We start from the raw sequence: 25386 nt of genomic DNA, 5'->3' as shown, positions 1-25386 counted from the left end.
ATAAAAAACGCCCGATCGGTGAACGATCAGGCGTTAATGGACGTCCCGAAGGCGGCGTTATCAGTAGCCCCAGAACTCCTCGGCAAGATTGACGATCAGATCCAGCTTTTCCCACTGCTGCTGTTCCGTGAGGTTGTTGCCCTCATGGGTCGAGGCAAAGCCGCACTGCGGACTCAGACAAAGCTGGTCCATCGGCACGTATTCGCTGGCCTCATCGAGACGCTCTCGAATCTGCTCACCGGACTCCAGTTCACCGGTCTTGGTCGTAACCAGTCCCAGCACCACCTGCTGATGGCCGCGGGGTAGAAAGCGCAGCGGCTTGAAGTCGCCGGCGCGGTCAGTGTCGTACTCCAGAAAGAAGGCATCGACATTGACAGTGCCCAGCAGCGTTTCCGCGACCGGCTCATAGCCACCCTCACTGATCCAGGTCGAGCGGAAGTTGCCACGACAGACATGAAGGCTGATGTGCATGTCGGCGGGCCGGCCTTCCAGTGCCCGGTTGAGAACGTCGGCATAGACGTACTGCAGCGTCTCGGGCGACTCGATGCCCCGTTCGCGCGCCGCTTCAAGTTCGCTGTCGGAACAGAGATAGGCCCAGACCGTGTCATCGAGCTGCAGATAGCGACAGCCCGCCTCATAGAAGGCAGCAATGGCTTCGCACCAGGTATCGGCCAGATCATTGAAGTAGCTGCCCCACTCGGGATAGACACTGCGGTCGACCTGACTGGCACCGCGAAAATGAAGCACGCTGGGGCTTGGAATCGTCATCTTGGCGACAGCGCTGGTCGTCTGTGCATTGAGATAACGAAAGTGCTCAAGCATCGGATGGTCCGGGTTGAACCCGACACGGTCCACCACGCGCACCCCGTGTGACGGCGTCTGGCGCCCCTGAAACTGAATGCCCTGTTCGGATTCAAATCCTTCGACACCCTTGAGGTGCTCGAGAAAGTCGAAATGCCACCAGGCACGCCGCAACTCGCCATCGGTGACGGCCTTGAGCCCCAGCGACTCCTGTTTTCTGACCAGCCGCGTGATCTCCTCGTCCTCGACGGCCTTGAGAGATGCCTGATCAATGGTGCCCTGCGCGTACTGTTCACGCGCACGCTTGACGTTATCGCTGCGCAGCAGACTGCCAACCGTGTCGGCGCGGTAGGGAGGCATGGGTAAAGACATGATCATTCCTTAATCAACAAACGCTGCAGAACAGCTTTTTTCGTCACGTAGCTTTTTTCATCAAACAATATGCCGTGGCGCCAGAGTGAATACCAGCAAGGGTTATTCACCTGTTCCATGAACGGTATTCAACCATGGTCTGGCACTGATCAGCATGGCTTCATTGTCACGACCGATGCTTCATGATCACACCACCATGGGCCACACCAGTGACAGGGCAACTGTCCACATCACAAGCCCCATCAGGCCATCGAGTACCTGCCAGGCACGCGGGCTGGCCAGAAGCCTGCGTAGGCGTACTGCCCCATACCCCAGCGCAAAAAAGAAGGTAAAGGAAGCGACCACGGCACCGGCCAGAAAGGCCGCTTTTGACGCCTGCTGCGCCGACACTGCACCCACCAGTACCACCGTATCCAGATACACATGCGGATTAAGCCAGGTCAGTGCCAGGCACACGCTCAGCGTTCTGACCCGCGAAGCGCCTGTCTGTCCCGTCGGGTCCAGCGTCTGTCCGCCGCGCAGGGCAGCGATCATCGCCCGAGCGCCATACAGCAGCAAAAAGATCGCGCCGGCCAGGCGCATGAGGTTATCAAGTGCCGGAAAGCGACCTATCAGGGTCGCGGCGCCATACACCCCGAATGTCAGCAGCAGCGCATCCGACAATGCACAGGCCATACAGACCTGGAAGACATGCTCGCCGCGCAGCCCCTGGCGTAGCACAAACGCGTTCTGTGCACCGATCGCCATGATCAGTGAAAGCCCCAGTCCCAGTCCTGTCCAGAATGCCTGCATTCCCTGCCCCCTCTCTGCTGTACCAGCCAGTGAGGGTACGCTTGTGGCGAAACGCTGCCATGAAAGCTCCTGATACCCCATTCGCCGCTTTCATAAGGCCATCTTTTCGTCGTCGGGCTGCTACCGCCTTTCTGCCCGATCTACAGCAGTCTTATAGCAATACGAGACTCATCAGCCAGACGACCAGCATGCCCGTCACGCCCTGAATCAGGGTGGCCAGCGTCTGGGCGCGATAGGCCAGTGCCACCGGCATGCGGCTGAACTGGGTCACCACCCAGAAGAAACTATCGTTGGCATGAGAGACCGTCATGGCCCCGGCACCAATTGCCAGCACCGTAAGCGCCCGCCCCATGTCACTGTCCAGTCCAATTCCCGCCAGCATCGGCGCCACCATGGCCGAGGTGGTCACCAGCGCCACCGTGGAAGATCCCTGAGTGGTTTTCAGGGCCGCCGATACCAGAAACGGCATGAACAGTCCGATCCCCAGCGCTGACAGCACTTCCCCCAGGAAATTGCCCAGCGGCGTGGCCGTCAGCACCGCGCCAAAGGCGCCGCCTGCCCCCGTAATCAGAAGAATCGGCGCCGCGGCAGTAATGCCTTCACTGACATGCGACTGCAGCGCCTCGCGGCGCCCGCCTGCCGGCAACAGCATACAGGCCACCACCAGCCCTGCAGCCAGAGCGATGACTGGACTGCCCAGAAATACCAGTGTGTCTCGCAGTGCCCCCTCTCCCAGTGGCGCACCGGGGAAACCCGCCACCGAGCCCAGACAGATCAACAAAATGGGCAAGAGAATCGGCGCAAAGGCGCGACCGGCACCGGGCAGTGCTCCATGTTCGGCACGAAAGGCAGCGAACGGGTCGGCCATGTCCAGCGTATCGTCGTTGCTGAGCAGGCCGGCACTGGCGTCGTCACGCTCGGTAAACCGCGAGGCCCACAACATGCCGGCCACGGCGGTGGCAAGCGCCACGACCAGGCCCAGCGCAATCACCAGCCCCAGGTTATCGGTCAGTCCCAGATTGCCGGCCGCCGCAATTGGCCCGGGGGTAGGTGGCACAAAGGTATGGGTGGCATAAAGCCCGGTGGCCAGTGCCACGCTCATGGCCGTGACCGACACCTTCATGCGTATGGCAATGGCGTTTTTCAGCGAGTTGAGAATCACATAGCCCGAGTCACAAAACACCGGAATCGAGACCAGATAGCCGATCAATGACATGGTCAGTGCAGGAAAGCGCTCCCCCAGCAGACGGATGATGGTTTCCGCCATGGTGAGCGCCGCCCCACTGCGCTCAAGGATGACGCCAATAATGGTACCCAGTGTGATCACAAGCCCGATGCTGCCCAGTATCCTGCCAAACCCCGTGCCAATGGTGGCTACGGTCTCGGTCGCCGGCAGCCCGTAGGCAAACCCCGCGATCAGGGCACTGCTGAGCAGCACCAGAAAGGGATGCAGCTGCCAGCGTGAGGTCGCCAGCACGATAAAGGCGATCAGGGCCAGCAGGATAACCATATAAAGCATGAGAAGATTCCGGGGTCAGGGCGATGTTAAAAGACCTTGTATATCAGCCTGATATTGCCTTCTGGTCAATACGACCCCTGTTTTACTGTCTGCGCTTCAGGACATCCTGCACGATCAGTCGAGACAGCCGGCATCGCTGCGCAGCCGATGCGGATATACGCCACACTTCAGACATCCTGTTCGCGCCCTCTCAACGGAGTCTCCCCATGCGCCAGCTCGGACACTCAACTCATGCCCTGATGATGGCCTGCGCGTTCTGGCTGCTCTCGATACCGGCGCTTGCCACTCCCGATATGCCGGATCCACCAACGCTCGACCGCCTGGCTGATCGCGCCGGCGCCCTGCCGCGCACCCACACCCTGATGGTCGCCATCAATGGTGAGACCGTGATCGAGCGCGGTTATCGCGGCCACCGTACGAATCAGACCGCCAATATCAAATCACTGTCCAAGACGCTGATGTCGGCGCTGGTGGGCGCCGCCATTGAACGCGGTGTGATCGACAGCGTAAATCAACCGATCGTCGAACTGCTGGCGCCCGACCAGATCCCGAACAATGCCGATCCACGAATACGCGAGATTACCGTGGGCCAGCTGCTGTCGATGCAGACCGGGCTTGAGCGCACCTCCGGGCAGCACTATGGCGCCTGGGTGGCCAGCAATAACTGGGTGCGCAACGCGCTTTCACGCCCTTTTGTGGCAGAGCCTGGCGGGCAGATGCTCTACTCCACCGGCAATACTCACCTGCTGTCCGCCGCGCTGACGCAGGCTACCGGTCACTCGACGCTTGCCCTGATGCGGGACTGGCTGGGCGCGCCATTGGGCATCAGCATTCCCCCCTGGACGCGCGACCCGCAGGGCATCTATTTCGGCGGCAATGAGATGGGCCTGACACCGCAGGCGCTTTTAGCATTTGGTGAGATGTATCGCCTGGGCGGCCACTACAATGGCCGGCAGATACTGTCTGGCGACTGGATCAGCGCGTCATGGCAGCCGCGCACGCACTCGTTTTATAACGATGATGATTACGGCTATGGCTGGTTCAGCGGCGAGATTGAAGGTGAGCCGGTGTACTACGGCTGGGGGTACGGCGGACAGGTCCTGTTCGTGGTGCCGGGGCGTGCCATGACGGTCGTTCTGACCTCGGACCCCACCCCGCCATCAAGCGGACGTTATCTTGCCCGGATCAAGGCTGTCGTGGCGCAACTGATTCAGGCTACCGCCGAATAGATGATGTCCGGATATTGCCTTTGCTTAACATTGTTAACAGCCCTGTTCATGCCTGCCGTGTATGGTAGGCCCGCAATCGCGACATACCGGGCCCCCCAGCGCCGGACCGTCACAATCACTTTTGATAATGACGCCAATGCGCATCAATCTAGCACGGGAAGATGCCTGCTGATCGAGACCGTACTGGATCAACGCAGATCGGAGTGAATCGCCGGGAAGTGTCGGCATCCCATGGCGCAGGCAAGGAACCCTGACATGAATGCAAGTACGCTCGTTGGTATCGCTGGCATAGTGATCATTATGCTGGTGGCCCATGACGCCATTCGGACCACACTCTCGGCGTCCAACTCGGGCCCTTTGACCAAACGGCTGACCAGCACCCTGTGGTTTATGCTACTGCTTCTGCATCGGCGCGGCAGAGGCCATGCCATTCTGGCAGCAGCAGGTGTCTGGATTACCATATCGCTGATTGCCTTCTGGATGCTGATGGCGTGGCTGGGCTGGTTTCTGCTCTTCTGCAGTGATCCACAGGCCGTAGTAAACGCCACATCCAAAACCACGGCCGATCTGGTCGAACGGGCCTATTACGCCGGCTATACCCTGACCACACTGGGCTATGGTGATTACGTGCCCGGCAACAACCACTGGCGTATCGTGCCGGGGCTTGCCGCCGCCAACGGCTTTTTTCTGTTCACGGCGGCCATTACCTATATTCTCAATGTGGTGGCCAATGTCACTCAGAAACGTCAACTGGCACTTGCCATGACGGCCCTGGGGCAGACGCCCCACCAGATGCTTGAAACCACTGCCGATGACGGCGCCTTTACTACCCTCGCGAGCCAGCTTCAGCAGGTGCAATCCTCGATCGGGACAGTGGGCCAGCAGCATCTGGCATTTCCCATTCTGCACTACTATCACGGCGAAACAGGCGACAAGGCACTGCCACTGGCCATGACGCGGCTGTATCAGACACTGGCGCTGGTCTGTTTTGCCTGCCCGGGGCTGGATACATCAACGCGCTCGCAGCTGCTCATCGCTCAGCGCAATCTCGATCGGTTTCTAGAGACCCTGAGCACTGACTTCATTCAACCGTCCCGCCATATGCCGGATATCCCCGACCTCGATGCCTATGCGCAGCTGCCCGGCGTTCAAAAAAGCGCCACCGAGATGCAGGAACACCTGGCCTCTCTGGATCATCAGAGGCTGTTACTGGCCTATGTCAGAAAGGATGGATGGGAATGGCAGGATGTCTGGAAAACGCCCACGACCTGAAATGATGCTCATTGATCGACAGGCACGGGAAGGCCCCACCAATGGAGCGGCTTTCCTGCATCGCCTTCCGGCGCGCCATAACGAACAAGGCCCGGCATCACAAGTGATGCCGGGCCCAATCAATATGCCGTGACCGATCGATATCGGTCAGGTCACAAACCGGTAGACACTATTCGTTGCGAAGTTGCAGGGCGGCCTCCTTTTCAGCCTCTTCACGACTCAAGCCCTTTGTCTCCATCAACTGTGCCATCAGCCGTTGCTTTTCAGCGTCTTCATAGAGCCGATCACTGTTGGTGGCCACCGCAATCTGCGTTTTGACACCGCCCTTGAACTTCTCGAACTGCCCACCGCTACTCTTGCTCATGACATGCCCTCCATGTTGGCATCACGAGCGTTAGGCCTTGCATGAAGCCCGATAGTTCCCGCATGGAAACCCTTGAAGCCTGACAGCCACCCGGACCATCGGCCATGGGTTACGCAGCCTTACAGTGCTTGCGAGTGTTATACGCCGCCTTTTTCCTGCGCCACTTGATGCGATAACGCATGTTAGGCAAACCTGTACACGAAACACTGAATACGTAACACCGTATTGCTTAATGCAAAGGCAGTTTGCAGACAACAAGTGGCCTAATCGGCACAGGATATGACAGCCAACCATCAGGAGAGGAAGTCATCCATGAGCATCATCACGATAGCGACAGCGCCTGCAGCATGAATAAATCGCTGCAGCACACCGTCGCCGTCACGCCTGTTTAGCCGTAAATACCCTGACTGCGCAGGTAGTCTTCATAGTTGCCGCTGAAGTCCACGATGCCATCCTCCTTCATCTCGATGATGCGCGTGGCCAGCGAGCTGACAAACTCGCGGTCATGGCTGACAAAGATCAGCGTGCCGGGATAGTTCTCCAGCGCCAGATTGAGCGCCTCGATCGACTCCATGTCCAGGTGGTTGGTGGGCTCATCCATGACCAGCACATTGGGCTTTTGCAGCGCCAGCTTGCCAAAGAGCATGCGGCCCTGCTCACCGCCGGAGATGACCCGCACCGACTTGCCGATATCGTCGTTGGAAAAGAGCATGCGCCCCAGCGCCGAGCGCACCTGCTGCTCACCCTGAGTGGTCCACTGGCCCATCCAGTCAAAGAGCGTCTCGCCGCTTTCAAAATCCGCGGCGTGATCCTGGGCGAAATAGCCGACCTCTGCGGCATCAGTCCACTTTACCTCGCCACTGTCGACGGCCATGTCGCCGGTCAGACAGTTGAGCAGCGTGGTCTTGCCGATGCCGTTGGGGCCAATGATAGCGACACGTTCGCCGGCCTCGACCTGCAGACCGAAACGCTCGAACAGCACGTTGTCATCCCAGGCCTTGCTGATGTTTTCCACCGTCAGCGCCTGGCGATGAATCTTCTTGTTCTGTTCAAAGCGGATGAAGGGGCTTACGCGCGAGGACGGCTTGACCTCCTCGAGCTGGATCTTGTCGATCTTGCGCTGACGCGACGTGGCCTGCTTGGCCTTGGAGGCGTTGGCAGAGAAGCGGCTGACGAACTGCTGAAGCTCGGCAATCTCGGCCTTTTTCTTGGCGTTGTCGGCGTGCAGACGCTCGCGGGCCTGGGTGGCGGCAATCATGTACTCATCATAGTTGCCCGGGAACAGGCGCAGTTCGCCGTAATCCAGATCCGCCATGTGGGTGCAGACGCTGTTCAGGAAGTGACGGTCGTGGGAGATGATGATCATCGTGGCACGACGCGCCTTCAGAATGTCTTCCAGCCAGCGGATGGTGTTGATGTCCAGGTGGTTGGTCGGCTCATCGAGCAGCAGCACATCCGGGTCGGCAAAGAGTGCCTGGGCCAGCAATACGCGAAGCTTCCAGCCCGGTGCCACGGTGCTCATCAGATCCTGATGCTGATCGGTACCGATGCCCAGCCCCTGCAAAAGCTCACCGGCACGCGCCTCGGCGGTATAGCCATCAAGCTCGGCATAGCGCACTTCAAGATCGGCCACCTTCATGCCATCTTCCTCGGACATTTCGGCCTGGCCATAGATGCGCTCACGCTCGGCGGCCACGGTCCAGAGTTCTTCATGCCCCATGATGACCGTGTCGATGACCCGCTCGCTCTCAAAGGCAAACTGGTCCTGACGCAGCTTGCCAAGCCTTGTGGTCGCATCCTTCATGACCTGACCACTGGAGGGCTCCAGGTCGCCGCCCAGGATTTTCATGAAGGTGGATTTACCGCAGCCGTTGGCGCCGATCAGACCATAGCGATGGCCGTTGCCGAACTTGACCGAGACGTTTTCAAACAGCGGCTTCGGGCCAAACTGCATGGTGATATTGGCAGTAGAGAGCAAGGGAAATATCCGAAAAAGGCGCCCGAGTCGGAATACCGACTCGGGCGTGAGTGATGACGTGTGGCGAGCGATTGTACGCGTATGCCCGAATACTTTACAGGCAGCAGCACCCGGATCAGACGTTCAATCGGCGCGGGTTGCCCCCAGAAGCGCCGTGGTCTGCTCGGCACCCATGCCCTGGGCCAGCTCACCCGCCGTCATGCCGCGGCTTTCACGCAGCTCGGGATCAGCCCCCTGTTCCAGCAGATACCGGGTGATCTCGACATGATCAAACATGGCCGCAAACATGAGCGCCGTCTTGCCATCCGGGGCGCTACCGTTAACATCCGCACCGTTTTCCAGCAGCAGCCGCACCATCGCCAGATCCCCCTTGAAGGCAGCGCCTGCCAGCGGGTTCTGACCATTGTCATTGCGCATCTCGGGATCGGCGCCATGTTCCAGCAGCACCTTCACGGTATCAAACTGGCCGTGATAGCTGGCCAGCATCAACAGGCTGTCGCCCTTGTGATTGCACATGTTGGGCGGCAGGCCATGGCCCAGCCACTCCCTGAACTTCTCGGCATCGCCCACGCGCGCCATGTTGAAGATTTCGGTGGCCAGCTGGATCGTTTCCTCGTCGATCTCGCGGGGTTTCTGGGGCTCGTTCTCGCTCATCTCTTGCTCCGGTAGGCGAACAGGTCAGACCACACTGGCCGTTTTAGTACATGACAGGCTACAACTCATAGCATCCAATAATAAGCATTTCAATTTTCTTACTTAAATACTATCAACCTATATGGCTCATAAGGTTTTATGCAGGTTCTCGCAAGGGTCACGGGTTACCGTTCCGGGATAAAAGCTCGGCACGTGCCCGGCGCCTGATCGAGATGGTGTAAAGCCCCGCACACAGACCAAAACCGGCCAGACTACATAGCGCCGCAAACAGAAAGATGGCTGAATAGCCGGCCCGACCGGCAATGAAACCCGCCAGCGGCCCGGTCAGTCCGACGGCAGCATCCAGAAAGACCGAATAGGCGCCAAGTGCCGCGCTGCGGCTGGTGGCCGCAATCTTGGCGACTGCCACCACTCCCAGCGCCGGATAGATCAGCGACACCCCAAGGCCCGCCAGCACCGCACCCAGCAGGGCAACGCCCGGGTGGGTGGCCTGCCACAGGGCCGCAAGCCCTGCCAGCTCGACCGTGAAACACACCAGCGTGACACGATAGCCGCCAAAGCGATTGACGGTATCGGCAAAGAGCACACGCGCCGTGATAAAGGCGGCCCCGAAGGCACTCAGTCCCCAGGCGGCATGCTCCCACTGCTGCTCGGCATAATATAGCGTGATGAAGGTGGCAATGACGCCGTAGCCGACCGAGCTCAGGGCCAGCGCGCCACCATAGGGCGCCACGACCCGAAAGACGCGTGCAAACGGCACCCGCTTGCCGCTGACAATGGGTGACGCCGGCCGCCGCCAGGCCAGTGCGAGAGCCAGTGTTCCGATCAGCACGATAAATATCCCCACGCTGATCACCCCGAAGTGTTGTGCCAGCACGGCACCCAGCGGCGCACCGATGGCCAGCGCACCGAATCCTGCAATGCCGTTCCAGGAGATGACCTTGCTCATCAGGGCCGGGCCGACAAGCCCAATGCCCCAGCTCAGTGACCCCGTACCGATCATGCCCTGGGAAACCCCCAGTGCCAGCCGGCTCAGGATCAGTAACACCAGACTCGCAAGCGGCCACTGAACGCAAAACGCTGCCAGAAGGATCAGCGCACCGTTGAGCGCACAGCCACCCATGCCCAGTAGCACCACGCGCTTGGCGCCGAGCCGGTCGGCCATTTGACTGGAGAAGGGTCGCGATAAAAGGGTCGCCACGAACTGAAGGCTGATGACGGCGCCGACCGTCACGGCATCAAAGGCCAGCGGGCCGTGCATCCAGGGCGGCAGTACCGTCAGCGTCATCCCGATGCAGAGCATACTGACAAAGGTGGAGCTGACGATGGCGATGATTCGAAGGTTGGTGCCTGCGGGTGTTTCTCCAGCACAGTGATCAGAGGACATGGTCTTGTTCGGTAGTGGTCACGGGGTAAGGTTGTATGACATTTACCATACGCCTGACGATGGCCTTGTAACAGTTCGACGTTCGATTCTTCAAACGTCGCTACAGGCGGCTTCCAGCGCACGGTCCAGCATACCGCTGCCCTTTACCTGCACCCGGGCGAGCCCCAGAAATCGGGCCAGCCGTGAGAGCTCCTCCAACAGTGCCGGGGCCAGCACCACCATCGAAACGTTTGACTCGGGGTGGGCCGCTACCACCTGCAATACGCCGGAGGCGCGCTCGGCCTTGAGATCCACCCGGGCCGCCATCTGCCCTTTCAGCATGAAGGGCAACACGTAATAGCCGTACTGGCGTAGATGCGATGGCGTATAGATCTCGATGCGGTAGTGAAAATCAAACACCCGGGCGGCACGCTCGCGGTCCCACATCAGCGGATCAAAGGGCGACAGCAGCGCCGTGGTATTGGCGGCCCGGCGACTGACACGCGCTCTGGTATGCTGCCAGGCCGGCATCGACCAGCCCTCTACGGTGACGGGCACCAGCTCTGCGGTGTCGACCAGCGCCTCAATACGTGCACGCACCTCACGGGCGTCAAGGCGAAAATAGCGCTGAACATCGCGCACGCTCGCCACGCCCATCGCCCGCACGGCACGCTCGACCAGCGCCTGCTGGGCCTGCTCAGGGGAAAGTTCGGGTGCCGCTACCGCTTCAGACCCGACGACCCGCTCGGGCAGATCATAGACGCGTTCGAAGTTGCCACGCCGGTGCGCGACCAGCACCTGACCGCTCCAGAAGAGATATTCAAGCGCTGACTTGCCCTGACTCCAGCCCCACCAGCTGCCCTGCCCGCGCCCACCATTACTCAGATCAGAGGCCGCCAGGGCGCCGTGGCGTCGAATCTCCTCAAGCACTGTCGCAATGAATGCCGGATGCTCCTGTGAAAAGCGGGCCAGCCGCTTGTAGAGCCCGCCGCCGCCTTCACGGGCGCGCTGCATGCGAAAGCGATAGAGCGGGTAGTCTTCAACAGGGATCAGCGAGGCCTCATGTCCCCAGTATTCAAACAGACGCCGCTGTGAAGGCGGGCCCTGATTAAAGCGTTCAAGCTGCCCCCGATCGTAGGGCCCCAGGCGGGAATACAGCGGCATGTAATGGGCCCGGCACAGCACATTGACGCTGTCGATCTGCAGCAGTCCAAGCCTTCGGATGAGGCTTAAAAGCGCTCGACTGTTTGGTTCGGGGCCATCGCGGTCGGCGCCAAATCCCTGCGCGGTGAGCGTCATGGCGCGAACGCGCGCGGACGAGAGCTGATGAGTCATGGCGCTGTGTGCTCCTGTCGTATACCCTGGCATGACCGCAAAGGGCACCTGTCTCGGTGCCTTCACACGTTATGGAGTGCCTTCATGGTCAGGTCTCTCGTCCTGCATCACTGCGTGAGCAGCGCGCTGGTGCCTTCCCTGCTTCTGGCGGCAACGCTTGTCCAGGCCGCCCCGGCCCTATCGGATCGTATCGGACTGCCCGACGATGCCCGTCCGATCTGGATCGGTGATCAGCGCTACTACGTCTCACGCGATAGCTGGTTCATGGCCGCCGGCGGTGACGGGCGCTATACGCCAATGCCTGCCCCGCGCGAGGTCCAGATGGCCGGTGCCGACATGTTTGATGTCATCGCCTATCCCATGACCGGTCAGGATCTGCGCCAGCAAGGCAAGGACCGTGGCCAGTGCCATCGCTGGGCCATCGATCAAAGCGGATTTGATGCCGTGAGGGCACTGGAGCCGCCCTCGCGTTTGCAGGCCAACACCTATCATCGTGCGCTGGCCGCCTGCCTGGCCGGCCATCACTATAGTGTTCAGTAACGGCAGTGTTCAGTGACGACAGCGCACAGTAACGACAGTGTGCCGTAGCGGTGACACGTCGGGCTCAGCGTCGGGTGTTCTGCAAAAGCGCACCCTCAATGGGGACAAAACGATCGGCGGCCTGCCGCAGGGCCTGGGCGGTCAGCGCCTGCACGCCGTAAACGTCGGTCTTGATACCAAAACGCTGTTGAACGCGCGTGAGCAGTTCGGAAAAATCGCCGTCCCCTGACATCAACACCACCCGATCAACCTTCTGGGCTGTTTCAAAAACATCCAGCGTGATGCCCACATCCCAGTCGCCCTTGGCGCTGCCATCGCGGCGCTGAATGAAGGGCTTGAGCCGCACCTCAAAGCCGATGTCGCGAAGCGCATGCTGAAACTGCTGCTGGCGTGGATCATGGCGCTCGATGGCATAGGCGTAGGCGACCACGACCGTATCCTCGCCTGCCGCGTGACGCCATAGCGCGGCGTAATTGACCTGACAGCCAAAGGTTTCGCGGGCGGTGTAATAGATGTTTTGTACATCGGCAAAAAGCGCAACTCGGGCCATGGGATCTCAAATCATTGAAGGGTAGGCAGATCAGCGGGTGTGTCGACATCACCAAGAATACCCGGGTCATTCACATCCAGCATCACGACATGCTGTTGATAGCGCTTGAGCAACCCTCTGGCCCCCTCATCCCCTTCAAGGGCCGCCAGCGCCGGCCAGAACTGCCGTCCAAAGATGACAGGATGACCAGCGCGCCCCTGATGGCGCGGGCGCACGATAACGTCATGACACGCCTGTGCGACCAGCTTATGCAAGGTATCGGCGCTCACCCACGGCATGTCCCCCAGCATGAGCGCCAGCGCCACACAATGCTGATGGCGCGATTCAGATGAGACCAGCAGCCTGGACACAGCGGCGGCAAGGCTTGTCCCCATGCCGATGGGAGCAGGAGGCGCCTGCACAACATCGGTCTCTGCCGGCAGGCCCAGCGCCTCGGGGCGCTCACCATGTCGCAATATGATGGTGACGGCAGACACATGGGGCTGCAGGTTTAGCGTGGTAGCCGCCAGCAGTGTCTGCCCGCCAAGATTGGCCAGGCGTTTGTCACCGCCGAATCGACGGCTGTGTCCCGCCGCCAGTATCAGCCCCAGCACCTCGGGAGCGCGCCACTGAGAGTCGTCCTGAAGCGCTGTCATCAGACCGCAGTGGCGACAGGTGCTGCAGCGAGGTGCGCCTCGCCTGCCTTACCGTTGAACACGCGCATGATGTCGGCCACCACGGCCAGTGCAATCTCGGCAGGCGCCTTGCTGCCAAGGTCCATGCCAATCGGCATGTGCAGGCGCGCGATCTCTTCATCGTTGAGCCCACCGGAGCGCTTGAGCCGCTCGGCGCGCTTTTGCGAGGTCCTTTGTGAGCCCATCACACCGATGTAGAACGCCGGTGTTTTGACCGCCTCGACCATGGCCGGATCATCGATGCGGGGATCATGGGTCAGCGCGACCACGGCGGTCGCCTCATGACAGGCGCCCGAGGCGATGAACAGCGCCGGCAGCACGGCCTGTACTTCGACACCCTCGCCATGGCCGGCCGCCACGAAATCACGTCTGACATCGTCACGGGGGTCACAGACAATCACCTCATAGCCCAGCGCGCGAGCGAACTGAGCACAAAAACCGGCCACCGGCGAGATGCCGGCCAGAATCAGGCGCAGGGCCGGCCCGACGCGAATCTGCACCAGACCCTGTTCATCGCGCGTCACGGCGGGCCCGTTGGGCGACTCATCCAGCACGACGCGGTAACGCCCGGTCTGCGGATCGACCCGGCGGATCAGACGCTTGCGGCCCAGCAGGGTGGCTTCCAGCACTTCCAGATGTACCTTCAGTTCATCGGTCACTTCAAGACGCTCGATGAGCACTTCAAGCACACCGCCGCAGGGCAGCTGCAGCCGCTGGCTCTCTTCCTGGCTTTCCCCGTAACGCACGATGGTGGCCGGTCTTGAAAAAGCGCCATCCTGAAGGCTTTCGATGAAGGCTTCTTCGACGCAGCCGCCGGACAGCGAACCGACATGGTGACCATCACTGGTGGCGACAAGCATCGAGCCCGGTGCGCGGGGTGAGGAGCCGTAGGTGTTTAAAACGGTACAAAGCCAGATCGTGTCATGGCTACAGGCCCATTCACGAGCCTGCTGAATCACCTGCAGATCGAGATGACGCATTCGGACACTCCGAAAGGAGAAAGGGAAATAATGCGACAAGGATAGCAGCCTCACGATTGCCCCGCCGGATCATGCGCGGTTCTCATCAACACACCAGCATGAACATGCTAGCCTGAGCGTCCCGACTATCTTGTGTGATGGAGTACGCGCATGGAAAGCCGACCGCCACTTCCCCCGTTTGACATGGACAGTGCCCGCCAGAAGGTGCGCGCTGCCGAGGATGCCTGGAACACCCGCCAGCCCGAAAGGGTCGCCGGCGCCTACAGCGAGGATTCACGCTGGCGCAATCGCACCGAGTTCTTTCAGGGCCGCGAGGCCATCATCGCGTTTTTGCACCGCAAGTGGCAGCGCGAACTCGACTACCGGCTCTGCAAGGAGCTCTGGGCATATACGGACAACACCATTGCCGCGCGCTTTCAGTATGAGTGGCGCGACCGTTCCGATCAGTGGTATCGCGCCTATGGCAACGAGATGTGGGAATTCAACGAGCACGGCCTGATGGTGCGTCGGGAAGCCAGCATCAACGAGATTCCCATCGAGGTCGATGAACGTCGTTTCCGCTGGCCCGCCCCCGGTCCGCGTCCGCAGGATCATCCGGGGCTCAATCAGCTGGGGCTTTGAGATCAGTCAGGACGTCAAGAATCCTGATCGTCTGATGCCCTGCTCCCACCATCCGCCAGCGCTGTCAGCATGGTCATGAAGGGGGCATACAGCGCCTGGGTAGCGGCCTCGAAGCCGGCGGTACGCAGCGCCTCAAAGCCCGGCCACAGCTCGCCCATCATGGGCTCACGCTCGCGCAGGGCCGCCGGCCCGTTGAAGCGGGCCTGCTCGTAGCAGACCTGTGCCCGGGCAAGCCCCTCCTCTCGATGGTCGCTGTCCTGCGTCGCGTCAAAGTGTCTCGGCCAGCCGGCGAAATACTCCATGGCCAGTTCCAGCGCCGCGGGCACCGGCGCATCGCCGGCCGCACGCCACTGCTGACACAGCGACGAGAGCGTGATTCGCGCGTCATCAGCGCCAATCATCGGCAACTCAAGCTGGCGATCCTCAAAGACAAGCGTTGTCATCACATGTTCTCCCATGGCACTCAGGGCAAGCTGTTCAAGCCATGTCCGGATCAAGCGATGCGGCTTGCCGTATTGCGTCAGCCGCCCACCGCGATCGCGACGCAAATGGCCAAAGTGGGCCGGCGCCAGTACGCAGCGATAAAGCCTGCCCTCTTCATTGCGCCACAGATCGTCGATGCGATCTTCCAGTACGGCCACGCCGGCGCGATCGCGAAGTTCAATGCGCATCGCCTCGACCGGCATCAGGGTGTCCGTCAATTCCTGCCAGTGAGTGAGCTGTTGCCTCAACGGCTGGATCAGGCCTTCTGCCAATCGTTCGCCAAAACCCAGCGCCGGCAGCATGCCCTTGCGGCGCGCCTCATCTGCCATGTCGCTCAGGGGCCGTTCGCGCCGGGCGCCGTCAAGGAGATGTCGCTTGAAGGTAAAGCGCTCAAGACCATCCAGCGCGAAGGGCTCGGCATCCTCTTCGGGTACGGCAACGGGATGAAAATGGATGCCCAGCCGGCCGGCCGTGCAGATCGACCAGGGCCGCCTGAGCAGTCGTTCCAGATCATCAAGCCCGGCGGCCTCTTCCGGCGGCGTCGCCGCATCCAGCGGCTCGGCAGTGGTCACGGTTCTGGGCTGATGCACACTTTCCCAGCTGCTCTCAAAGGTAAACAGGCGTTCGGGCGTATCTGCGGCTTCATCGCTGGCGAAATAGCCACGTGCAAAGGGCTGTAGCGGGTGGGTGGTCACCAGCCGCGCAAACAGTGCGGCCTCGGTATCATCCTCCCGCGCCCGCCAGCCCATCGACAGGGTATCGAGCAGTTCGCTGACCAGAATCGAGGGCGCGCGCTCGGTGTTGTCGCGCTGATCACGTCCGACCCATGAGATGGTCAGTGCATCACGGCTGGCCAGCATCGCCTCGAGCATCAGGTAGCGGTCATCATCACGGCGCGAGCGGTCACCGCTGCGATGGCGTGTGGCCATCAGGTCAAAGTCCTGCGGCAGGCGCACCCGCGGGTAGTCGCCGTCATTCATGCCTAAAAGCCAGGTATGGCGAAACGGGATGGCGCGCATCGGCATCAGCGTTGCAAAGTTGACCCGCCCGGCCAGAAAGCGCTGGGCCAGGCCGCCCTCATCGAGTCGATCGGTCAGCGCCTCGCGAAAGACCGTCAGCGGCAGCACTTCATCAAAATGGGCACAATCGCCTTCCTCGGCCAGCGTTCGGGCAGCGCGGGACAGGCGCTCAAGAATGTCGAAGTCATTCTGCTCGACAGGTTCAAACAGCGCACCGAGCATCTCCTCCAGACGTGCGACCCAGTCATCAATGCTCACAGGCGTTGTCAGATGCTGACACCAGTGCCGCAGGCGGGTCATCAACTCAGCCAGCCGGCCGGCAAGATCGGCCTCCAGACCGCCAATTTCATCATACGCCTGAATGCCGTCAAAACTGCCCTCTCCGATGGCAAACCCCAGCAACATGCGATCCAGACCGAACTGCCAGGTATTTTCCGAAAGTCCCGGCAGATCCAGCGTGTCGCGATGCTCGCCGTCCAGCCCCCAGCGTACGCCGCTGCCGGCCAGCCACTGTGACAGCTTTTCGAGTTCATCCTCCTCGATATCAAAGCGCCGCCGAAAGGCCGGGACTTCCAGCCAGTCGAGCACCTCACTGACGCCCAGACGTCGCTCGGGAAGCTCCAGAAGCGACAGCGCCGCACTCATCAGCGGGCTTGCCCCCGAGGCGATGCGATCGGACACCGTATAGGGAATGTAGCGGGCATCATCGCGGGGAATCTGCCCGAACACGGCGTCAATCAGCGGGGCGTAACGCTCGATATCCGGCACCAGCACGACCATGTCCCTCGGGCGCAGCCCGGGATGGCGAGTAAAGGCGTCCAGCATCTGGTCATGAAGGATCTCTACCTCGCGCAGCGGTGAATGAGCGCGGGTAAAGGCAAGCGAACGGTCATGGTCGTCAATCAGTCGTTTGCCGCCTTCCTCTTCAGCGCGTCGCGCCGGATGCACCAGATCCAGCACCTCCTGCTGAAGCTGATGCAGCAGGCTTTGCGCCTCTGCCTGCTGTGGATCACGAAAGATATCGTGCTCCATGTCAAAGGCGTTGTCGGCCTCGAAGTCATACAGCGCCTCGATGAAATCACGCCCCTGCGCGCCCCAGCCGGCCAGCAGCGGATTGGCACTCAAGTGCAGCGTTTCACTATCCAGCCCTTCAAGCGACGGGGCATCCTGGTGGCGCTGGCGGTGGCTTTCCCGCCGGAGCTTGGCCCGCAGCACGTCGCGATCGGCCACGATATCGCCCCAGTAAAAACGACACGGGTTGGCCACCATCAGTATCACATCCATCACGCCGGACAGGGCATGCAGGGCCTCAAGCAGCTGAAACGGCAGCGCCGAAATGCCAAAGACAAACAGCCGGCGCGGCAGTCCCTTCGGCACGGATTCAAGCGCACGGGCCTGTACCAGAAAACGGTCATGCAGCGCCGCACGATGATGGCGCTGTGCCTCTTCCGAGGCGTCTTCCAGAAGCGCACGCCAGAGCATCGGCTGCCAGTGGTCCACCGGAGCAATATCACCAGGCGCGGTCTCTCCCCGTGCCCAGGCGGCCATCCAGTCGGGTCGGTAGACCAGATACTGGTCAAACAGATCCGCCAGCCTGGAGGCCAGCTGATAGCTCTTGCGCTCACCGCAGGGCGGCATATCGGAGACCTGTTCTCCGACGGGCATCTCGTCATCAAGATAGTGGGCCAGTGGGGCAAATTCGCTCTGACGCAAAAGGCGCGGCAACAGTCGCATCAGCCGCCAGGTCATCGGCCCCTTGTCAAAGGGAGAGCGCCTGGGAATGTCATCGCCGAGCACGGCACGATAGGCGCGCCAGACAAAGCTCGAAGGCAGGGGGAAATCAAGCGAGGCCGCCACGCCATGATGCTGTGCCAGACACAGCTGCAGCCACTGCGCCATGCCGTTGGATTGCACCAGGAAGGTTTCACTTTCAAGCGGCGCCAGCGGGTCGCGCTCGGAAAGCGCCATGGCCAGATCACGCAGATCCTCGAGATGGTTGGCATGCAAAACGGTAAACATCGCGCTCCCGGAGCACAGCAGACGGTGGGGCCGCCTATCCTACCTGTCGCGCCGGGAGCTGCGAAGCCTTCACGACGCGGGAGTACTACTCCCCCGCGCCTTGCAGGCGTTCATCAGGGACTAGACGCCAAGATCATGGTCCGGGCGCATGTCATAACGCATGACGTTATGCATGAAGGCGCCATCGACATAGAGGGTGGTGCCGGTGATATAGCGCGCCTGCTCCGAGCACAGAAAGACCGTGACACCAGCGACATCCTTCGTCTCGCCGATAAAGCCCAGCGGAATCCAGCTGTTCATGTTGTCGATGCCCAGGCGTTCGTTATCTTCCTGGTTGATATCGGTGCTGATGGCGCCCGGCGAAAGCCCTACCACGCGAATGCCGTATTCGCCCCACTCCACGGCGGCGGCACGGGTCAGGGTCTTGAGACCGGCCTTGGCAACGCTGTAGTGCGCCACACCCTTTCTGACTACCTCATCATGAATGGACTGGACGTTGATGATGACGCCACCCTGTCCCTGTTGTTTCATGCGTCGGGCGGCGTGCTGCGAGCAGTAAAACGGCGCATTGAGATTGACGTTCATCAGGGACTGCCAGTCCTCACGAGGCATGTCTTCCAGCGCATGGGCGTTTTCAAACCCTGCGTTGTTGATCAGGATATCGATCTGCTCGAACTGATCGTCAAACTGCAGGAACATGTCATCCACGGCGTTCGGGTCGCCCAGATCCGCGACCACCACACCGGTTGTAATACCGCACTCCCTTGCCAGCCGCTCGGCAGTCTCGTTGACCTCATCACGAGGTTTGCGCGTATGAAAGGCCACGTTGGCGCCGGCACGGGCGAGCGATTCGGCCATATGTGCGCCGATACCGCGGTTGGCACCGGTCACCAGTGCTGTCTTGCCCTTGAGCGTGATCTCCATCTGCTTCTCTCCCTGAGATGATTGTCCATAAATGGATGGCCATAAAAAAGCCAGGCTCACATGAGCCTGGCTGATAAGCGTCTGACAGGAAAGTTTGTCTCAGTGCGCAGGCTGCGCGCGATAGTGATAATGGCGTCGGGCCAGCAGGCTTCCCATGATCACCCCCACAATCATGACCCCTCCGACATACCAGGCAGGTGACATCGGCAGGCTTTTGATCGAAGTCGTCACGATCATGGGCGTCAGACCACCGGCAATGGCATAGGCCACGTTGTAGGAAAACGAAAGCCCCGTAAAACGAATGGCGGCCGGAAACGACTTGACCGCAATCGCCGGTACGATCCCGGTCAGCCCGCCAAAAAAGCCTACCAGGGCGTAAAGCGGGAACAGCATCGAGACATCAATATGCATCAGCCAGAAGAAATAGAAGTACGTGATGCCAAGCCCTGCGCAGAACAGGATCAGTACGATGCCATCGCCGATGCGATCCGCCAGCGCGCCGGCCACCAGACAACCGATGATCAAACAGACGATCGCCACACAGTTGGCCTGCAGCGTCAGACCGCGATCGATACCGGCAAAGCTTTGCAGCAGCGTGGGCGTCATCAAGATCGTGACCACTACAGCCGCGGTCAAAAGCCAGGTCGCCAGCATGGAAATGGCCACGCCCGGCAGGTAGTCACGCAGGATGGTGCGAATGGGCAGTTCCTCGGAAAGGGACTTGCTTTCCTGCATCTCGGTGAACACGGGCGTTTCATGCAGATAGCGACGCAGGTAGAGCGTCACAAAGCCCAGTACACCGCCGACCAGAAACGGTACGCGCCAGCCCCAGCTGTACAGGGTTTCATCACTCATGACGTAATTCAGACCGGTCGCCATCAGCGAGCCCAGTAAAATGCCGGCCACCAGGCCCGCCGACAGGGTACTGGTGGCAAAGGCTGTGTGGCGGGCCGGTACGTGCTCGGTCACGAATACCCAGGCCCCCGGCGCTTCCCCACCGATGGCGGCGCCCTGCAGCATGCGCATGGCCAACAGCAGAATCGGGGCCAGATAGCCGATGGTGGCATAGGTGGGCAAAAGACCCATGATCAGCGTCGGCAGCGCCATGAGCATGATGGAGAGCATGAACATCTTCTTGCGGCCCAGCCGGTCGCCGAAGTGCGCCATGATGATGCCGCCAATGGGGCGAGCAATATAGCCTGCGGCAAAGATGCCAAAGGTCTGCACCAGGCGCAGCCATTCAGGCATATCGGGCGGGAAGAAAAGCAGGCCAACCACACTTGCAAAGAAAACGAAGATAACGAAATCGTAGAACTCAAGCGCACCACCCAGTGCGGAAAGCCCCAGGGTCTTGATATCGCGGGCGCCCAACGGGCGCGTCACGGACGTCGATGGTCCGTTGAAATTGGCATTGTTCATGGGGAATGTCGCTATCTAAAAAGCAGTTGACGTGGCAGATACGAAGTCAATCTGATCGCGGATCACGCGACGTGAGCTGCCGGCATTCGCGGATCACGCAACATGGGTGCCGGCTGAGCCGAGCCTGATCATAACAGAAAACCTCACTCACGAAAGTTGACAAAAGTTCCCGTGGCGGCGCGATATTTCGTGATGCCATGGCTACGTTACACTCATGGTCAGTACCTGCCCTCTCAATGCTGGCGGGTCATCTCTTCCAGCCTGTTCGGAGTCCGAGAGCGCCATGACGACCACCCCTGCTTCACACCCGGCTACCACCCGGGACATTCTGGCCACGCTGGTCAGCTTCAATGTGCTGTCCCGCCAGTCCAATCTGGCCCTGATCGAATGGATCGAGCAGTTTCTTGACGCTTATGGCGTCACCCATGAGCGCATCGCCAGCGATGACGGCGAGCGCTTTAACCTGCTGGCCCGTATCGGTCCCAATGTGGCCGGCGGCGTGGTGCTGTCCGGCCATACCGATGTCGTACCGGTGGAAGGCCAGGCCTGGCAAAGCGATCCGTTTACGCTGACCGAACGGGACGGCCGACTTTACGGTCGCGGCAGCTGTGACATGAAGGGCTTTCTGGCCTGCGCCCTGGCAGGTGTGCCTGACTGGTGTCAGCAGGATCTCAAACGCCCCATCTGGCTGGCATTTTCCTACGATGAGGAGATTGGCTGTCTGGGGGCACCCCGCATGATCGAGCACCTGGTCGCGCATCACCCCAGACCCGACGCCGTTATTGTGGGAGAACCGACCCTGATGGCGCCGGTCATCCTGCAAAAGGGCATCACGACGCTCAGAACAACGGTACATGGCGTGCCGGCCCATTCAAGTCAGGTCAATCAGGGCATCTCGGCCATTCATGTAGCGGCGCGCCTGATCAGCCGCATCGAAGACATCATGAGCGAGCTGGCCGAAGAGGGGCATCTCAATGATGCCTTCAACGTGCCCCATTCCAGTCTGCACGTCGGCACCATTGAAGGCGGCAATGCCATCAATATCATGGCGCAGCGCTGTGCGTTTGAGTGGGAGATTCGTCATCTGCCCGAGGAAGGATTTGAGGCCGTGTATGCCCGCTTTCGCGAATACAGCGATGAGCTCGAAGAGACGCTCAGGACCGTCGATGAAGGCTTTGCCATTGAAACCAGGGCACTGACCGATACCGTGCCGGGGCTTGAACACCGCAACAATGACCAGGCACTGGCCCTGCTTGAAAGGCTGGGCGTGCATGAGGATGGCCAGGCGGTGGCCTATGCCACTGAAGCGGGGCAGTTTCAGCAGGCCGGCCTGCAGGCCATTATCTGCGGCCCGGGCAGTATCGAGCAGGCGCACCGTGCAGATGAGTTCATCTCTCTTGAGCAACTCGACCGTGGAGCGCACTTCATGCAAACGCTGGGCGAGATCATGGCAGAGTAGAACCTTAAGATTCATGTTGTGCCACCCTGCGCTGCCGGATCAAATCGGATCTATCATGACAGGATGTTACCGGTGGACCGGCACCGCCGGGCAGTGTGCCGTTGATATGAACCGAATTGATGACAGCAAGTGTGGCAGCGCTGTGCAAGAGTATTGATGCAGGAGGGTGAATTTTGCTGATGTAATCATCTACACTGTCACACAACGTAACGGCACAGCCACGGATAAGGCCATTGTCGATACTGTCGCCATGATAAAAGCAACATTGTGGTTACAGTACAAGGGAGGGAACCTCATGAAATTTTTCAAACGCAGCTCAACGTCTGTTGAAACAGCGGGAAAGGGGTGCGCAGAGCTCTCCTCGGCCTTCTGTCAGTCGTCCGCCATGTTGATCGATGATAGTGAGTACGATCGCAAGGAAGGGTTTGTTCAGCTAAAGCATCGCCTCCAGCGCGCCGAATGGCGCCAGCGTCAGGCGTACTATGAAAAGTATGGTTCAGCACCGGCACCCAGTATTATTCGTCCGGGGAAGGACTGGCTGGTACATTGAAGGCCTGTTGCACCACCAGGGTATGCTCGTCCGTCTGACGGGGCCGCTTTCATGAAAGCGGCCCCTTGCGTATGTACCCATAAAAAGTACTAACCCAACAATCATCACAGGATTACACCAGCGCTTTCATTGCGTCGAAGATGTGTAATCCGGCTTCATTATTTGGCCGGAAGGAAACTGGAATGCGTATGTATCCAGCGTTTATGGTAATTCCCCTGAGCCTTGGGCTGCTACTGATGCCCCTGGGGCATGTACAGGCAGCTTCGCAGAGTCAGCAGGGCTATGAGGCTTCGCCGGGCGCCGGTAGCGTTCGTGAATCCAAAAGCGGCCCCCGTGTGGATCGCGCCATGGTCATCAGGACTCTTGCCGCCCACCGGGAAGACTTCAAGCGTCGAAGCTTCAACGCTGTTGATCCTTCGCTGAAGGTAGGTGACCGCTTGCCGGACAATGTCGACAGCGAGCAGTTACCGGACAGCGTCAAACAGGCACTGCCCCGCTACGAGGGCTACGCCTGGCGTCGAATCGGCAACGATATTGTCCTGATCGGCATTGCTTCCGATACCTTTTACGATATTTTCCCGGGCGTACTACAAGCGCCCGAGACGCCCTAGCCGGTTTGAACCCCTCACATCCGGACATAAAAGACCCCGCCTGAAGCGGGGTCTTTTTTATCGCCTGTCAACCAACAGCGCCGGGCTCAACCTTCAAGGCGTGCATCCAGCGTAATATCGGCATTGAACAGACGCGATACCGGGCAGCCTTCCTTCGCAGCGTTGGCTGCCTTCTCGAAGGCTTCCTGATCGGCACCCGGGACGCGCGCGACAGTTTTCAGATCAACCTTGCTGATATAAAAGCCACTGTCGTCCTGATCAAGCGTTACCGTGGCTTCTGTCTTGATGCTTTCAGGCTCAAGATCCGACTGTCCCAGAATCATGGACAGCGCCATGGAGTAACAGCTGGCATGCGCCGCGCCGATCAGCTCTTCCGGATTGGTACCCGGCTGGCCTTCAAAGCGGGTATTAAAGCCGTAGGGATTTTCCTTGAGCGCGCCACTTTCAGTGGAAACAACACCCTTTCCTCGCTTCAGGCTTCCTTCCCATTCGGCAGAACCTTTCTTCTGAATGGCCATTACATGCCTCCCTGATGCCAATAATGTTTACAAGTCCCTGTGCCCTGCCAGCATGACAGTGCACTGGTTACAGGATAGTCACTCCTGTCGCAGTGACAACTTAATCCAGGATACGCTGTTTATAAAACCGATAGTGCTGTCTCGTAATCAGGCTCGTTCTTGATCTGATCGACTAGTTCGCTGTGCAACACCTGATCGTTTTCATCCAGGACAATGACCGCCCGTGCGCAGAGCCCGCGCGGGCGACCGCTCTGAATATCCACCCCATAGGCCTGCGCAAAACCGGCGTGGTCGCGAAAGGTAGAAAGCATCAGCACGTTGTCCAGCCCTTCGGCGCCGCAAAAGCGTCCGGCCGCGAAGGGAAGATCTGCCGAAATCACCAGCACGACCGTGTTTTCAAGCCGTGATGCCTGCTCGTTGAACTTGCGCGTTGATGTGGCACAGGTCCCGGTGTCAATGCTGGGCACGATCGAGAGCACCTTGCGCTGTCCGGCAAACTCCTCAAGAGAAACATCGTTCATTTCTCGTCCCGTCAGCACAAACGCGGGCGCCCTGTCACCTGGCGCGGGGAAGTGTCCGCCAACGTCTACACGGTCATCACCATAGCCTACTGTCGTCATGCAAAATCTCTCCTGATAGCCCACATGAATCACCCTTCAATACAGGCGACCTGAAGCGTAGATGGATATTGTTCGCTCACCTATCCCTGCCAGGGCGTGAGCTGCCAGACCTCCTGATCCTTTGCCGGCGGCTGGCACAGGATAGGGGCCACGTTGCCAATGCGTGCGCCATACGGATGGCCCTGCGTCACATTGCAGATCACCCGAAAAACGCCGGAGTGGGCCACTACCAGCGGACAATCAAAGCGTGAAAGCAGTGTGTTGAGGCTATCGACCACCCGCCGCTGAAAATCCGCCCAGGATTCACCGCCTTCCGGGGTTTCGAAATAGGGCATCGGGTCCTGGATGGGGGTCTTTTCCAGCGCTCCCCAGTGACGCTCTCGAAGCCCTGCGTAGAAATGAAGCTCACTCTCGGGCAGGGCCAGCCGCGCGGTCTTTTGAGCGCGAAACATCGTGCTGACGGCCACATGAGACCAGGCCTGACGTCTGAGCATGACCCCGACGTCGCGCGCCTGACTCTCGCCACGCGGGGTCAGCGGCACATTCGGGCTGCCGGCAATCAGATAGGCACGGTTGTAGAAGGTTTCGCCATGGCGAAGAAATACAAAGGGACGCGGCAATAGCTCGGTCATTGACAATTCCGGCACTTATCGGTCAGCGGATAACGTCTTTAGTGTACCCCTCACAACCGTCAGGCGTTACCCTTCATGCGCCACA

The 25386-nt window shown here is 60.0% G+C and carries 24 protein-coding genes; 7 read left to right on the top strand and 17 right to left on the bottom strand.

The window, feature by feature from the left end; genetic code table 11:
• Positions 1–60 precede the first annotated feature (60 nt).
• The 3 genes from IE123_RS02775 to IE123_RS02765 form a co-directional block, all read right to left on the bottom strand.
• Positions 61–1173, bottom strand: a complete 1113-nt coding sequence (locus IE123_RS02775) for a cobalamin-independent methionine synthase II family protein (protein ID WP_189514864.1) — start codon at positions 1171–1173, stop codon at positions 61–63.
• 186 nt (positions 1174–1359) lie between these two features.
• Entirely contained in the window at positions 1360–1965 is a 606-nt protein-coding gene (locus IE123_RS02770) for a LysE/ArgO family amino acid transporter (RefSeq protein ID WP_189514861.1), read from the bottom strand.
• A 151-nt stretch (positions 1966–2116) separates the two neighbouring features.
• A complete protein-coding gene (locus IE123_RS02765; protein ID WP_189514859.1) occupies positions 2117–3484 on the bottom strand; it encodes a GntP family permease in 1368 nt (455 codons plus the stop codon).
• 206 nt (positions 3485–3690) lie between these two features.
• Between IE123_RS02765 and IE123_RS02760 the strand changes: the two genes are divergently transcribed.
• The gene (locus IE123_RS02760) at positions 3691–4713 is read left to right on the top strand and encodes a serine hydrolase domain-containing protein (RefSeq protein WP_229819544.1); all 1023 of its coding nucleotides are present in this window, start codon (positions 3691–3693) and stop codon (positions 4711–4713) included.
• Positions 4714–4968: 255 nt separating this feature from the next.
• Entirely contained in the window at positions 4969–5985 is a 1017-nt protein-coding gene (locus IE123_RS02755) for a potassium channel family protein (protein ID WP_189514857.1), read from the top strand.
• 169 nt (positions 5986–6154) lie between these two features.
• Here the strand turns inward: IE123_RS02755 and IE123_RS02750 are convergent, their stop codons facing one another.
• From IE123_RS02750 to IE123_RS02730, 5 genes are all read right to left on the bottom strand, one after another.
• Positions 6155–6349: a hypothetical protein gene (locus IE123_RS02750; RefSeq protein ID WP_189514855.1), complete on the bottom strand. Its 195-nt coding sequence runs from the start codon at positions 6347–6349 to the stop codon at positions 6155–6157.
• Positions 6350–6737: 388 nt separating this feature from the next.
• Positions 6738–8327 carry an ABC-F family ATPase gene (locus IE123_RS02745; RefSeq protein WP_189514853.1) on the bottom strand — a complete coding sequence of 530 codons (1590 nt, stop codon included), beginning with the start codon at positions 8325–8327 and terminating at the stop codon, positions 6738–6740.
• 123 nt (positions 8328–8450) lie between these two features.
• Positions 8451–8981 (bottom strand): ankyrin repeat domain-containing protein, encoded by a 531-nt coding sequence (locus IE123_RS02740; protein WP_189514851.1) that lies wholly within the window; start codon positions 8979–8981, stop codon positions 8451–8453.
• 157 nt (positions 8982–9138) lie between these two features.
• The gene (locus IE123_RS02735; protein ID WP_189514848.1) at positions 9139–10368 is read right to left on the bottom strand and encodes an MFS transporter; all 1230 of its coding nucleotides are present in this window, start codon (positions 10366–10368) and stop codon (positions 9139–9141) included.
• Positions 10369–10458: 90 nt separating this feature from the next.
• On the bottom strand, positions 10459–11682 hold the full coding sequence (locus tag IE123_RS02730) for a winged helix-turn-helix domain-containing protein (protein ID WP_189514846.1): 1224 nt from the start codon (positions 11680–11682) through the stop codon (positions 10459–10461).
• A gap of 84 nt (positions 11683–11766) precedes the next feature.
• Here IE123_RS02730 and IE123_RS02725 point away from each other — a divergent pair, with 84 nt between their 5' ends.
• Positions 11767–12222: a hypothetical protein gene (locus IE123_RS02725; protein WP_189514844.1), complete on the top strand. Its 456-nt coding sequence runs from the start codon at positions 11767–11769 to the stop codon at positions 12220–12222.
• 64 nt (positions 12223–12286) lie between these two features.
• Here the strand turns inward: IE123_RS02725 and IE123_RS02720 are convergent, their stop codons facing one another.
• Genes IE123_RS02720 through IE123_RS02710 form a run of 3 tightly spaced genes read right to left on the bottom strand, consistent with a single transcriptional unit; the run spans position 12287 to position 14426 of the window.
• Entirely contained in the window at positions 12287–12772 is a 486-nt protein-coding gene (locus IE123_RS02720) for a LabA-like NYN domain-containing protein (RefSeq protein WP_189514842.1), read from the bottom strand.
• An 11-nt stretch (positions 12773–12783) separates the two neighbouring features.
• Positions 12784–13407 (bottom strand): nucleotidyltransferase family protein, encoded by a 624-nt coding sequence (locus IE123_RS02715; protein WP_189514840.1) that lies wholly within the window; start codon positions 13405–13407, stop codon positions 12784–12786.
• Positions 13407–14426: an XdhC family protein gene (locus tag IE123_RS02710; RefSeq protein ID WP_189514838.1), complete on the bottom strand. Its 1020-nt coding sequence runs from the start codon at positions 14424–14426 to the stop codon at positions 13407–13409. The genes IE123_RS02715 and IE123_RS02710 overlap by 1 nt, the downstream gene beginning before the upstream one ends.
• A gap of 150 nt (positions 14427–14576) precedes the next feature.
• Here IE123_RS02710 and IE123_RS02705 point away from each other — a divergent pair, with 150 nt between their 5' ends.
• Positions 14577–15047: a nuclear transport factor 2 family protein gene (locus IE123_RS02705; RefSeq protein ID WP_189514836.1), complete on the top strand. Its 471-nt coding sequence runs from the start codon at positions 14577–14579 to the stop codon at positions 15045–15047.
• A 14-nt stretch (positions 15048–15061) separates the two neighbouring features.
• On the opposite strand, the gene recC is transcribed toward IE123_RS02705, so the two are convergent.
• The 3 genes from recC to IE123_RS02690 form a co-directional block, all read right to left on the bottom strand.
• On the bottom strand, positions 15062–18568 hold the full coding sequence (gene recC, locus IE123_RS02700; RefSeq protein WP_189514834.1) for an exodeoxyribonuclease V subunit gamma: 3507 nt from the start codon (positions 18566–18568) through the stop codon (positions 15062–15064).
• 120 nt (positions 18569–18688) lie between these two features.
• Complete coding sequence (locus IE123_RS02695) at positions 18689–19492, bottom strand: SDR family NAD(P)-dependent oxidoreductase (RefSeq protein ID WP_189514832.1); 804 nt, start codon at positions 19490–19492, stop codon at positions 18689–18691.
• Positions 19493–19591: 99 nt separating this feature from the next.
• Positions 19592–20911: an MFS transporter gene (locus IE123_RS02690; protein WP_189514830.1), complete on the bottom strand. Its 1320-nt coding sequence runs from the start codon at positions 20909–20911 to the stop codon at positions 19592–19594.
• Positions 20912–21194: 283 nt separating this feature from the next.
• On the opposite strand from IE123_RS02690, the gene argE reads away from it, so the two are divergent.
• The 3 genes from argE to IE123_RS02675 all read left to right on the top strand — a co-directional run bounded on the left by argE (position 21195) and on the right by IE123_RS02675 (position 23531).
• On the top strand, positions 21195–22370 hold the full coding sequence (gene argE, locus IE123_RS02685; protein WP_189514827.1) for an acetylornithine deacetylase: 1176 nt from the start codon (positions 21195–21197) through the stop codon (positions 22368–22370).
• 166 nt (positions 22371–22536) lie between these two features.
• On the top strand, positions 22537–22920 hold the full coding sequence (locus IE123_RS02680; protein WP_189514825.1) for a hypothetical protein: 384 nt from the start codon (positions 22537–22539) through the stop codon (positions 22918–22920).
• Between the two features lie 182 nt (positions 22921–23102).
• Positions 23103–23531 (top strand): RcnB family protein, encoded by a 429-nt coding sequence (locus tag IE123_RS02675; RefSeq protein WP_189514823.1) that lies wholly within the window; start codon positions 23103–23105, stop codon positions 23529–23531.
• An 86-nt stretch (positions 23532–23617) separates the two neighbouring features.
• Here the strand turns inward: IE123_RS02675 and IE123_RS02670 are convergent, their stop codons facing one another.
• The 3 genes from IE123_RS02670 to IE123_RS02660 form a co-directional block, all read right to left on the bottom strand.
• On the bottom strand, positions 23618–24049 hold the full coding sequence (locus IE123_RS02670; protein ID WP_189514821.1) for an OsmC family protein: 432 nt from the start codon (positions 24047–24049) through the stop codon (positions 23618–23620).
• Positions 24050–24168: 119 nt separating this feature from the next.
• A complete protein-coding gene (tpx, locus tag IE123_RS02665) occupies positions 24169–24669 on the bottom strand; it encodes a thiol peroxidase (RefSeq protein WP_189514819.1) in 501 nt (166 codons plus the stop codon).
• 80 nt (positions 24670–24749) lie between these two features.
• A complete protein-coding gene (locus tag IE123_RS02660) occupies positions 24750–25301 on the bottom strand; it encodes a histidine phosphatase family protein (protein WP_189514816.1) in 552 nt (183 codons plus the stop codon).
• Positions 25302–25386: the final 85 nt, after the last annotated feature.

It is taken from the genome of Kushneria pakistanensis (genome assembly GCF_014652795.1).
GTDB lineage: Bacteria > Pseudomonadota > Gammaproteobacteria > Pseudomonadales > Halomonadaceae > Kushneria > Kushneria pakistanensis.
This window is presented reverse-complemented; position numbering and strand designations above follow the sequence as displayed.

Coding starts and splice junctions, on each gene's coding strand:
- IE123_RS02730 (WP_189514846.1), bottom strand. CDS start 11,682: ATGACTCATCAGCTCTCGTCCGCGCGCGTTCGCGCCATGACGCTCACC.
- IE123_RS02775 (WP_189514864.1), bottom strand. CDS start 1,173: ATGTCTTTACCCATGCCTCCCTACCGCGCCGACACGGTTGGCAGTCTG.
- IE123_RS02670 (WP_189514821.1), bottom strand. CDS start 24,049: ATGGCCATTCAGAAGAAAGGTTCTGCCGAATGGGAAGGAAGCCTGAAG.
- IE123_RS02740 (WP_189514851.1), bottom strand. CDS start 8,981: ATGAGCGAGAACGAGCCCCAGAAACCCCGCGAGATCGACGAGGAAACG.
- tpx (WP_189514819.1), bottom strand. CDS start 24,669: ATGACGACAGTAGGCTATGGTGATGACCGTGTAGACGTTGGCGGACAC.
- recC (WP_189514834.1), bottom strand. CDS start 18,568: ATGTTTACCGTTTTGCATGCCAACCATCTCGAGGATCTGCGTGATCTG.
- IE123_RS02720 (WP_189514842.1), bottom strand. CDS start 12,772: ATGGCCCGAGTTGCGCTTTTTGCCGATGTACAAAACATCTATTACACC.
- IE123_RS02690 (WP_189514830.1), bottom strand. CDS start 20,911: ATGAACAATGCCAATTTCAACGGACCATCGACGTCCGTGACGCGCCCG.
- IE123_RS02765 (WP_189514859.1), bottom strand. CDS start 3,484: ATGCTTTATATGGTTATCCTGCTGGCCCTGATCGCCTTTATCGTGCTG.
- IE123_RS02735 (WP_189514848.1), bottom strand. CDS start 10,368: ATGTCCTCTGATCACTGTGCTGGAGAAACACCCGCAGGCACCAACCTT.
- IE123_RS02710 (WP_189514838.1), bottom strand. CDS start 14,426: ATGCGTCATCTCGATCTGCAGGTGATTCAGCAGGCTCGTGAATGGGCC.
- IE123_RS02705 (WP_189514836.1), top strand. CDS start 14,577: ATGGAAAGCCGACCGCCACTTCCCCCGTTTGACATGGACAGTGCCCGC.
- IE123_RS02695 (WP_189514832.1), bottom strand. CDS start 19,492: ATGGAGATCACGCTCAAGGGCAAGACAGCACTGGTGACCGGTGCCAAC.
- IE123_RS02755 (WP_189514857.1), top strand. CDS start 4,969: ATGAATGCAAGTACGCTCGTTGGTATCGCTGGCATAGTGATCATTATG.
- argE (WP_189514827.1), top strand. CDS start 21,195: ATGACGACCACCCCTGCTTCACACCCGGCTACCACCCGGGACATTCTG.
- IE123_RS02770 (WP_189514861.1), bottom strand. CDS start 1,965: ATGCAGGCATTCTGGACAGGACTGGGACTGGGGCTTTCACTGATCATG.
- IE123_RS02675 (WP_189514823.1), top strand. CDS start 23,103: ATGCGTATGTATCCAGCGTTTATGGTAATTCCCCTGAGCCTTGGGCTG.
- IE123_RS02750 (WP_189514855.1), bottom strand. CDS start 6,349: ATGAGCAAGAGTAGCGGTGGGCAGTTCGAGAAGTTCAAGGGCGGTGTC.
- IE123_RS02715 (WP_189514840.1), bottom strand. CDS start 13,407: ATGACAGCGCTTCAGGACGACTCTCAGTGGCGCGCTCCCGAGGTGCTG.
- IE123_RS02725 (WP_189514844.1), top strand. CDS start 11,767: ATGGTCAGGTCTCTCGTCCTGCATCACTGCGTGAGCAGCGCGCTGGTG.
- IE123_RS02760 (WP_229819544.1), top strand. CDS start 3,691: ATGCGCCAGCTCGGACACTCAACTCATGCCCTGATGATGGCCTGCGCG.
- IE123_RS02660 (WP_189514816.1), bottom strand. CDS start 25,301: ATGACCGAGCTATTGCCGCGTCCCTTTGTATTTCTTCGCCATGGCGAA.